The sequence below is a fragment of the Natrinema soli genome (assembly GCF_028618695.1).
In genome coordinates this window covers 29,830-40,547 of the sequence record NZ_JAQIVI010000006.1, presented here as the reverse complement: position 1 = coordinate 40,547, position 10,718 = coordinate 29,830, and the positions used below count along the sequence as shown (strand labels likewise).

Here is a 10,718-nt window from a genome sequence, read left to right as displayed (position 1 = left end):
AAGGCGAGCGGGGCGTGCCGTCTCGTTCACACCAGTCGAGGGATAGCTACAGCATCCCCACCTTCAACCCAGCCTGGTGGGCTTCGAAAGGGCGAGGTCGACTCGGTCGTCCCCCGCCGACGCAAGCACCGCAACAACCGAGCACAGCGAGGGAGTGAGGCGCGCAGCGAGGCGCGGGATGCCGAGCGGCCGAGGGCTTTCGGTGGTAGTATACTCCTCTCTCCCTCTCTTCTCGAGTCATCCCCCTCAACGACGTCGTCTCCCTCACAACCATCCCTCTACCTTCATCTCTCCGTCACGATCTTCCCCTCACCCTGCCCTACGTAGCCCAAGACACTCACGTACCTACCCGCACTCCCGCAACATCGTAATCGTCTCTCCCCACGTACCAGTGTACCACCCTCCTGCGTCTTCCTCGCCTCGCGTGTTCTGCCTTCTCGAGTTTCCCGTTGACCACCGATATCGAACTCGTCGGTCATCCACGTCCTCGATAGCGTGTCGTCCGAAACGATGCGCCGGAGAGCCCGCCGCTGGAGGATCCTCCGTTTTCACTCGAGACGTGTTCTTTTTAATAATATTTTACTCACGGGTGAGATAGTTTAGATTTCAGTAATACGGCAATAGAACCCGCCTTTCCCTCGGGCCGATGGATCCGTGTTTCGCTCGAGTTGGACGTGCTCGCCCCGCCAGATCTGCTTCAACTGTCCAACACTCGGACTGCTGTCTCGATTGTCACCCACGAATACCGCTGTTCCAGCTGTCCAACACCTGGATCGCTTTTGAGTAGTAAGACCACCAGACTGAGAGGGACCAACCTTACACACTGGGGGAAAGCCCGGCAGCACAGCGAGCTCGAAGAGAGCGAGCAGCCCGGAACCTGGAGGTGGGCGGGTGCCCGTGGGAGGGCGGTACTGTGCGGTGCGGTCCTCCTCTGCTCGCTGCTCCACACTCACTCCACTACTCTCATCCTTCCACTATCTCAAACCGCACCGGCTCTCTACCCTCTTCTGTACGGCTTCCGCATCCAGGACTTCATCGAACTGCCCCATGCTCGCAGCTGTACTCGTATCGCTTGGCGTAGATCCTGCCGTAGCACCGCCACTTCCGAGTAGTACGATCGCGCACCCCTCGGCAATTCGTGGAACCGTTCCTGGCACTCGAGACACGTGTACTCGAACTCAGCTCGAACTCTGTTCTGGTGCCCCTCGAGCTCGCCCCCTTCGCTGTAGTGGAACTCCTCGTACACGAGCTTCTTCGAGACGAATTTCCGACCATCACACCGCGGGCACTGGTTCATCATCAGCGGCTCGTCCGATCCCTGCCTCAAGACAGTACCCGGTCTCATCGATGCTGCCCCAGCCGGTTCACCCTCACTGCTCTCCTCACTATCCTCGGCTGAACTCTCGGCTTCGTCCACTGTGGTATCAGCTTGGTCTGCCTCCGATTCGTCTTCCTCATCTAGCGCTGCTCCTTCTCGAACCCAGTTGTCGAATTCCTCGCTCAGGATCTGGTCGTCGTCCGCTGCCTCTTCCGTCTGGTGTTGGTCAGTCCAGCTCATATCCCAACTCACCCCTCTCAGGTGGGTGAACAACACTGCCGTCGCGATCACCTAGCCTGACGTCTTCCCTGCCACTCTACGTACACCACCATCACGATCATCTACCCTGATGTCCTCCTAGCTGCTCTTCACTCACCACCGCCCTCGAGTCCCACCTCACCGTCGACGTCCTCGTCCACGGCCACATCCCTCCCCTCGAGGAGAGCAACCCACCCTCCGTCACCACCCCTTCTAGGTCCGCTCTATCCTCGAGCTCCCCCCAAACTCCCCGTCACGGCCTGGCTCCTAACCTGTACGTTCCCCCCTCTCTCACCTCTCCTCAGCTTCATCTCCAGTCCCTTGCTCCAGTCCTCTACCCCACTCCCCTCCACTCCGATCACCACACTCCACCCTGTTCTCCGCTCTTCACTCGTTCTCCAGACCTCCCTCTCTGTTCTCCCTCTCGCCTCGAGCACCATCCTCTCTCTATTTCTCCCACCCCTCTTCTTTCTCTATTGGCTCCTCACATTCTGCTCTCTTCTCAACTTTCTCTCACATCTATTACCTTGTCTCACACCCCGTCCCCTCCCACCTCTCTACCGCTCTTCACTCTCCCACTGATCGTGTTCTAAAATGCTTCTCACTCCTCTCTCATTCCCCTTCCGACTACCCCCTTGTTACTGCCCCTGCCTTCCACCCGTTCTACACCCAACTCAATCCCTCCATTCTCGAGTCCGCACACTCCTCCAAACCGCACCTCCAGTTTCTGATACATACACCTTCCCTTGCCATCTGAACTCTCCACGTCTCACTACCCGTCGCGCACACCTCTCTTTCTGCATACCTCCCCATTCCTTTGGACGATTTTTCGTCATTCACGACCTGTTTTGCGGCCTCATATCTCTTTAAAATCCCGTCGGGCATATCTAAGGCTGTAACAACATGCTCGACGAGCCGCCGTTTTCGGGGAAGAAGCCTGAAAATGCTCGACGAGGGGGTCAAACCGCTGGTATCGGCTGAATCAGCAAATTAATGAAAATTAGTTGACTGTAGGATCCCCAACAAGTTGTTGGAAAAGAACGGGGGAATTTGGATCAAATCGGGTTTTTAGCAGTTTTAGGGCTCAGAAAATGCCCGACGGGATGTAGTCATTGAGGTTGTATTTACAATAAATATATTTCATATCTTGTATGGTTGCGTGAGAAAAGACGCTCATACTCTGTCTTTAGATCTTATGATATCCACCGAAATAATAGAGCTGTGAACAGGTGCTTTCGATCAAGAATTTTCGGCTGTATCGTCAGAAATAATCGTCAGTCTGCTCGAGTTGGTCGTACATGTCGTCGGGGAATGGGAGGCTACCATAGATTGAGTAGGGGCACTGCTCTTTGCCGATACAGTACCGCTGCATATCGTCATTATTACAATTCATCGGCAGGGGTGTGCTCCCGTCGGGGCCAATGCCACGATCGCCCCGTCGGGCTTCGTACTTGATCTGGTAGGCAGTGATCTCTGGATCGAACCATGGCCACCGGCTGAACAGATCTTTGAGTTCATCGGTGATCGCGTCAACGGATTTCTCGCGGTACTGCGGGAGCCACATTACCATCCGAACGAGGTTGAAGAGGTCTTTTCGGACTGGTTTCTCCTCTTGGAGCCGCTCATCCATCGCAGCAAGACAAGGTAGTTCAAACAGGTCTTCGAGGTCCGTAATTTCGAGTGGCCGCGATCCACCACCCGAGTGGCCGATCCGATACGTATTGACTCGGTCACTCCGATCGACTGTCACCGATCGATGTGATGAGTGATCTGCAAGCGAGTTCCCTACACTTCGAGGGGTCGACAGCTGTGTGAGCTGGGCTCGTTCACTCTCGTTTTCTGGTTCGTATACCTCGAGCGCGTCGGACAACTCCTGAGCAGTATGAAACTCACCGATCTGAGTCTGGGGTGACGCTCGCACCGCATTTTGGAGCAGTCGGACGATCTGCTCGCCTTGATCCCAGTTTTTCCACACCTTCTCGTACTGGCCGATCTCGAGGGCGTAGTCAGTCCGCTCGGAGATCGCCGTCTCGTGGTCTCGGAGCCACTTGCGTTGTGGCTCGCCGAGTTCATCCTCTTGGACTGCCTGTAACCGGCCAAAACACCGCTTTGCGTACGATCGATAAGTGTCATGGAGGTGATCGAGCGGAACGTAGAGATGGTTGTTCTTGACCTGCGTTCGAATCTCGCCCGTCTCATCGCTACTTGTGGCTTCGGTGGATGCTCGCGCGAGACACTTTCGAGAGGCAGCCGCCATTGGGATTTCCACGTAGAGATCGGACTCATTTTCGGCAGTCTCCTCCTCGTCGAATTCGGGCATCGGTTTGACGCCCGTACAAACGCGACCCGGGTGGGGACCGTCCTGACTGGGGCCTTTCGCGTAGAGGACCTCAGCCATCTCTTGGTAGAGCGTCGGATCGTCGTACTCATGCACAAGTGCGAGGAGATTGGTCGCGAACAGCTCGCGGATGTTGTGAAGGACTTGATTCCGACGAGGCGGCGTGTCCTCGAAGCGTGGTTGTTCACTCACGCAAACTGTACTGAGAGTAGCCAGCAAAACGAGCGTGGCGGGCTCATCGACGAACGGGTACTTGAGCGGACGGTTACGCTGGGAGCTCTTGAACGCAGCAGTCCCGAACCGTTCGATATCCGAAAGCAGTGTCTCTCGATCTGGTGTATTATCGACGACGTAGCGGTCGTACCCGCGGGTAAACAGTCGAACGATCTCGTTATCGGTGTAATTGGTTGGGATCGCTGCAGCGAGGTAGGCATCTCGGTCAGTCTCTCGTGGGTCAATCATGGGTGAGTTCACGCTCCGTTTCAAGGACCTGTGGTCGGGCTTCCGTTCGCGGATCGAACGCTGGGCTCTCGATCGGCTGGACAACACGGCAGACGTCAGCGTGCAACGAGTAGGGCACGCGAAGCAGACGACTCCGGTCGGCGGTCACAACCGGATCGATCGGAATCTCAAAGCGCTCGAGCAAGAGGTAGTTGAGCACTTCTCGACTTTTCTCGTCGTACCCGTATTCAAGCTCGTCGTCGAGCAGGTAGACATGGACGCCTTGACCAGAGTAGATAACCATCGTCTCCTCGGCAGCAAACACCTCCGTGAAGAGGTCTCGTGTTTCGAAGCCATATTCGATCGCACGGTCGATATCCTCGAACGAGTAGGGATACCCCGTCGGGTCGGCGTCACGAATCTCAGTCTCGGCGAGCAACGTGTCGTCACGACTCGTATCTGCCGATTGGATCTCGAGGTCGGTCTCGTCAAGTTCGCGTTCAGCGCGTGCTGTCGCGATGTCTTTCGCATCGATATCAACCGCAAGGACCCACGGTCGGTCCCAGTTGTCTAACCCGTAGTAGACGCCATCCGAAATCGGATCACTCTTCTCGAGCAGATCGGGATCAGCCAAGGCGTACTCACTTCCCTGGAACGGGTCGTACCGTGCAGGAGATTGGATGAACGAGACGAGTTCCTCGAAATCGCTGAAGTTCTGTGCAATCGGCTCGCCATCTGAGTCGGTACGCCACGTCGGCCGTCGAATGAAGTCGCGATCGGGGCGCTCCGCTTTGCGGATCGGATGACGCTCGCGGAAGCTGATCCCGAACTCTTTCGGTGCCGTTGGTGTGATAAACGGCGGCAACTGGTCTATGTACTCGGGAAACTCCTCAGTGTAGAACGCGTAGATCTCGTCGCAAGTTGCTTGTCGCCAACTCATAAAAACCTCCTACGGTCGCTGAGAGGCGTGTACTGCGATACGGAGGCCGAAACGACACATATCTCCAAGTGTAAACCGCACCCTGGCCCATATATCATTTGTCGGTCACTTCGTCTTTGAGTTTCCGGAACGTCTGAACCGTTGTCATCCCATCAGCCTCAAACGGCTCAATCTTCTCTTGGATTTTCACAATTGAACGCGCAGCCCGCCCGTTCACGGTGTCAGGAAGCCGTCCTGCATCGGCGAGTACATTCGCGATCTCTTGAGCGTCATCACGAGACGGGAATGCCCACACGGCATCCGCGTCGACCGCAGCCATCTTCTCGTAATCACTCACAACTGCCTCCGCGTTATTTGACGTCATCTCTACTTCTCCAACCCACACGAGTTCGTCATCAACGTCGAACGCGGCAACGTCGAACACCGTCTCCGAGGACTGCTGATAGTATCGCTCCACTCGATCGACCGCTTCGAAAGTCTCGAGCCAGCACACCAGGAGTTCGACTCCAACTTTGTGTGGCGTCTTCTCTCCAAGATCACCAATCCCCGGTTGGGCGGTGACTGTCTTATCCAGAAGCTCTCGGCCAGCGGGCAGCACCGTATAGTACGGTCGTCGATCTACTTTCTCTCTCTCGAGCAGCTCGAGTTCGATCAACACATCAACGTCAACCCCATCAAGGTCCTCTTGCAACTCCTCCATCCCTTCCAACAGCGTGTAATCCGGGAGGTCACGGTTCATCGCGTCGAGGACGCGTTTGAGGAAGATCGCATCGTCTTGCGAGAGCCCCCGCCGCCGGAGTTCATCGTCCGAGACTGGACATTCCTCTTCGTCCGTGGATGGATCGAAGAAGGCGGCTCCATTTGCAACGCCAGCTGGATCGTCGTCGGTAGTCTCCTCTTCACTGCTGTTGTGATCGATCTCGCTGACATCTGCCTCCGCTTTACTGCTATTGTCTCGATCATCGTGCTGATCGTCGGCCCCATCGTCAAGGCTGGTCTTCTCGAACGGCTGCTGGCCGTCTGCGTCCTCACTCTTTTCGTCGAACTCCACCGTCACTTCACTCTCATCTTCGTCCAACGCTGGCGGTGCGCCAGCCCGCCGATCTGTGTCGCTCCAATTCGACCACTCCATCGCGTCCTCGTGGGACGGTACGTACAACCCGTATTCGTCCTCAGTCCGCTCGAGTACTTCCGGCAGAAGCTCTTCGTCGAACTGTTGTTGTTCGGCCGCCGTCAACGGTTCGTCGCTTTCTGGGTGCCCGCTTATGATCGGGGGCGAGTGCAAGGTCAACGGCGCTGGCCGATCCTCACCGAACCCAGGGGAGACGAGTTTCGTGAACCACTCGCCCGCTGCCATCCGGTTGTTCCGGTTCCGGACATCCTCCACAGACAACTCGTCGTGCGTGAACGTCTTCGCGAACCGATCCTTCATCGAGATATCACCAATCAGTTTCGTATGCACCTCTGTCAGCAGTTCCTCGTATGCACCGGTCCCATTGTGGTACTTCTTGACCTGCTCGGGATACTGCATGATGAACCCGAGGCTCAGTCCCGACGATCGACCCTGAGGGAGCAGTTGATCGGCGACCAGTTCAGTCGCGACGAACGGTGCAGCCTCTTCCATGATGACGTTGACCACATTCTCAGGGTTCGTCCGCCGCCGTCGTTGGATCGAGTGCCACAGATCACTCAACATCACTGTGGTGAACCCACGCTGGGCGTCGAGCGTGAGATCGCCGAGGTCGAACAGGATGGTGACATCTTCATCGAGGAACTCACTGAAGTCGAAGTGGGTTTCCTGCTGGTGGAAGCCGTAGAGATCATCTCCGGTGGATTCGGCTTCGCGACCGGGTTTGTGTCGAAGCATCCAGTGAAGGTGGCGATCCTCTTTCAGTTTGTTCAGCCGGTTCATCACCGCCCCCATCGTCGTGTCGAACTGGTTCTCGTCCTTTGCGAACTGCGCGGCGAGTGAATCGTGGATGTCGGCATTGATCTCCGAAACCTCCGGCAGCTCCTGATGATGGTGCATTCGCGTCGCGGCGTCGACGAGATCATCCAACCCGAAGACATCGTCACCGTGTTTCGGATCGAACAATGCCTGGATCAGGAACGTCAGAACTTCGTTCGCCACGAACGCCTGTTCGTACTTCTCCGCTCCCATGATCATCCGCATCAGTTCGTGGAAGTGGTCGACTTTCTCCTTGACTGCTGTCTCTCGATCATTCCCCTCGAGCGCTGATCGAATATCGAAGAACGAGATGGCTGGCAGTGTTCCTGGCTCGCGGAAGTAGTACACGTCGTCGAGATTCCCGAATCTCTTGTAGTGGGCCATCAGGTAGTTCTTACACATGTTGTCGCCTTTCGGGTCGAAGAGGACGTTCGGCCCTGGTGTCGTCTCGGCGAGTGAGCGCAACATGTGGTACGTGACTTGGCTTTTCCCAGAGCCAGTCGCGCCACAAAGCAACCAGTGGCGCGACTGACGGTTCGGTGGTAACCGAAGCGGCCCCTCGACGGCACTGTTAGCGTCCTGGCCGAGAACCATTCCCGTGGTGTACTGGCGGCGTTGTGCGGTGTCCAACCCGGGGAGGGCCGTGCGGCTTTCGGGATTCGCGTGCGTCTCTTTGACTGCTTCATCAGTCAAATGCTCGGTACTGGGGACGATGATCATGTTGCAGAGTTCGGCGGGATCGAGATGGAGGTCGGGTTCGGAGCGGCTCACCCGCCCACCAGCGACGACCTCACCCTCGAGAAACCGATTGAAACAGCGTCGCGACTGCTTGCGCCTGCTTCGCTCAAGAACTCCTTTCTCGTGGAGGGTTTCGCTCTCGAGTTTGTAGTAGTCACCCGCAAGCGGATCGAACACGGTACTCAGGTTCCGGAGGTCGTGTTCGATTTCGGATGTATCGCTCAGAGACGAGTTCGTAGGGACAGTCACCGCCCGCAGGTTGGTCGTGAACGTATGTCCCCAGTCTTCGTTTTTGACTTCGTCGATGCGCTTAGATCGAGATTCACTGAGTGACTCTGACCGCGACGAGGACAACTCGCTATTCTTTGGACCGCGTAGAAGCTCTTCAAGGGCTATGGCGGCTTCACCCCATAGCGTCTCACGCCCCTGTTCGATTTCGTCGATGTGGTATTCACCCTCTTTCGTCAGATCGGGCTCGCCTTCGAACGCGGCCTGGAAGACGATCGGGTGATCCGTGCTTGCAAAGTGATCGATCAGCACGGTTAGCGGCGCGTGTGAGGTCGCCTTCGTCCGATCGTCCTTACCCATCTGCCCATCGAACTTCTTGATCGCCGCCATTGGATCTCCACTGCCGGTCCACCGCAACCCATACGGTTCAACCTCATCCGGATGGGGGCGCGCAAGCACACCCTCACCAGTGTCGACTGGCGTCTCGAGGGAGAACGTGAGCGACCCTGGATCGCGGTTTTCTGCCTCCTCTTTCGCACGGAGTGTATCGAGGTCAACACTCGGGAGTTGCGTGCCGAGTGGGAGATTGGAATCGGACTCCTCCGTACTGGTGCTCTCTTCGGCAGTGCTGTCTCGATCGACCTGCTCGCTGATGGCCGTCGCTCCTCCATCAGCAAGCGTCGGTTTGGAGCCACGGACACGAACAAGCGCCTCGACTTCCGCGGGCGTACACTGGAGCGTGCCGTTCTCGAGGGCGGTCTCGAACTCGTCGTACGAGTACTGCTGTGGAGTGATGAGCTTCTCCGCAAAGTCAACAGTCACACGCTCGATTTCCACGGAGTCGGGGTAGGCCGAGTTGAGCCGGTCATAGAGCGTGGACAGGTGTTGCTCGCAGGTGTAGTAGAATTCGATCGGCGAATCCGTCCCGTCGCTGTAAATCACAAACTCGAACGTGAGCGGGTCGGGATCCGAAAGCGGGTTGAGCTGTTGCCACCACGATAGCCCACCTCGTCGGACGTCGTGCAAGGGACGGACCTGGTTGATGACTTCCGGTGGCGCTCGCTCGCCTGTCGACGGCACAACTCGGATGTACTCTTGTTTACGCTCAAGTGGCGAGGCAGCGGAGGCTTCGAGTTCGAGCACTCGTTCGTGAAGCTCTGTTGGGTCCTCGATCGCCCAGCACTGAATTTCGGGCGACGTGTGGTCGAACGTACTGAACGTGACAGTGCCATACGACAGCAGCTGGCCGATAGGGGACTGCTGCAAAGTGGTGTCGACGACACGGTCGAGCGGGAGTTTCGTGAACCCATCGCCACGAATTCCCCGCGTGCGGACGTAGAGTTTCTTCGACGTGAGGACGTACGTCGTGCGAAGCGCCCGAACAATCGGACGCACACCGATCGCGATGCCTGTCAGACCAACCAGAATGGGGACAGCACTCAGCCACCAGAGTGGAATCTCGGCAGTGATGAGTGCTGTCTCGAGCGTGTAGGGCTCGAGTCCGACGAGCGACGGTCCTGTTGTGACCCCGGCGATGCTCTCGGTCGCCAGAGCGAGCGCGACCGCCACGAAGCCGAGTGCGACCAAATACGTCCGAAATCCGCCTCGAAACAGTGGTGTGCCGGTCCACTGCACGTCCAGGTCGGAGACCTGCTTCACTTGCTCGTCCTCTGCAACGATCCACTCGAGCGACTCAGCATCGCTGTTGGGGGTACTCTCGGTTTTCTCAGTCGTCTGCATCGGTTGTCACCTCCGTGGTCGAAAAAGCGTCACCACTCGCGGTCTCCGGTTCACACATCGTGCTGGCAGCATCAGCCCACTCATCAAGCAGTGTGAGCGGGATCGACGTCTCCTCTGAAAGAGACCCAATATCTGCCACAGCGAGCTCGCCAACCGTCTCGACACCTGCGTCGGCGAGATATCCTGCGTACGTCTCGCCGACTCCAGAGATCGTGGAGAGATCGTCGCCTCGATCTTCTGCCGCTTCAGCACGCAAATCCTCTGCTACCTTCTCATGCGGTTCTTCTACTGCTTCTTCATGCGGTTCCTCCGCTCCCTCATCTGCAGCTGCTGTCGCTCCTTGACTGGCCTCAACAGTCTCACTAACGTCTCTTTCGTGATATTCGGTCTCCACATCGGCTCGCTCCCGATCGGCGTGCTCGACGACCGCCTCGTCGGTCTCGGGCTCCTTGTCGATCTCATCCAGATCCACCTCCTCGAGCACCGCCTTCGGAATCTCGTACTCATCGAGTCGGTCCTCTGCGGCAAGGTATCCGGCGTCGTCGACGTCGATATACCGGTTCTCGGCGAGATACTCCCACGGATCGAGGTCATCGTCGAGGACGGAGACTTCGTAGTCGTTCACGTGGAGTGCGAGTGGTTTCGACCACTCATTGACTTCGAGCAAAAACTCCGAGTAGCCCCCGTCTTCGCCAGTCTGGGCCGTCGTCAGGAACGTTTGCTCGGAAGGGGTGAGATCGTGGAAGTCGATCATCTCGTTGCTGACCGA

General features: G+C 57.2%; 5 protein-coding genes. All 5 read right to left on the bottom strand.

From position 1 onward, the window contains the following. Window positions 1-997 precede the first annotated feature (997 nt). The gene (locus tag PGX04_RS00540) at window positions 998-1,609 is read right to left on the bottom strand and encodes a hypothetical protein (RefSeq protein WP_273736737.1); all 612 of its coding nucleotides are present in this window, start codon (window positions 1,607-1,609) and stop codon (window positions 998-1,000) included. A gap of 1,228 nt (window positions 1,610-2,837) precedes the next feature. After that, window positions 2,838-4,376, bottom strand: a complete 1,539-nt coding sequence (locus tag PGX04_RS00535; protein WP_273736736.1) for a primase-associated protein — start codon at window positions 4,374-4,376, stop codon at window positions 2,838-2,840. Next, on the bottom strand, window positions 4,369-5,295 hold the full coding sequence (locus PGX04_RS00530) for a bifunctional DNA primase/polymerase (protein ID WP_273736735.1): 927 nt from the start codon (window positions 5,293-5,295) through the stop codon (window positions 4,369-4,371). The genes PGX04_RS00535 and PGX04_RS00530 overlap by 8 nt, the downstream gene beginning before the upstream one ends. A gap of 94 nt (window positions 5,296-5,389) precedes the next feature. Further along, a complete protein-coding gene (locus PGX04_RS00525; protein WP_273736734.1) occupies window positions 5,390-9,949 on the bottom strand; it encodes a PH domain-containing protein in 4,560 nt (1,519 codons plus the stop codon). Further along, a partial coding sequence (locus PGX04_RS00520; protein ID WP_273736733.1) for a helix-hairpin-helix domain-containing protein occupies window positions 9,936-10,718 on the bottom strand: 783 nt, incomplete at its 5' end. The genes PGX04_RS00520 and PGX04_RS00525, both read right to left, overlap by 14 nt.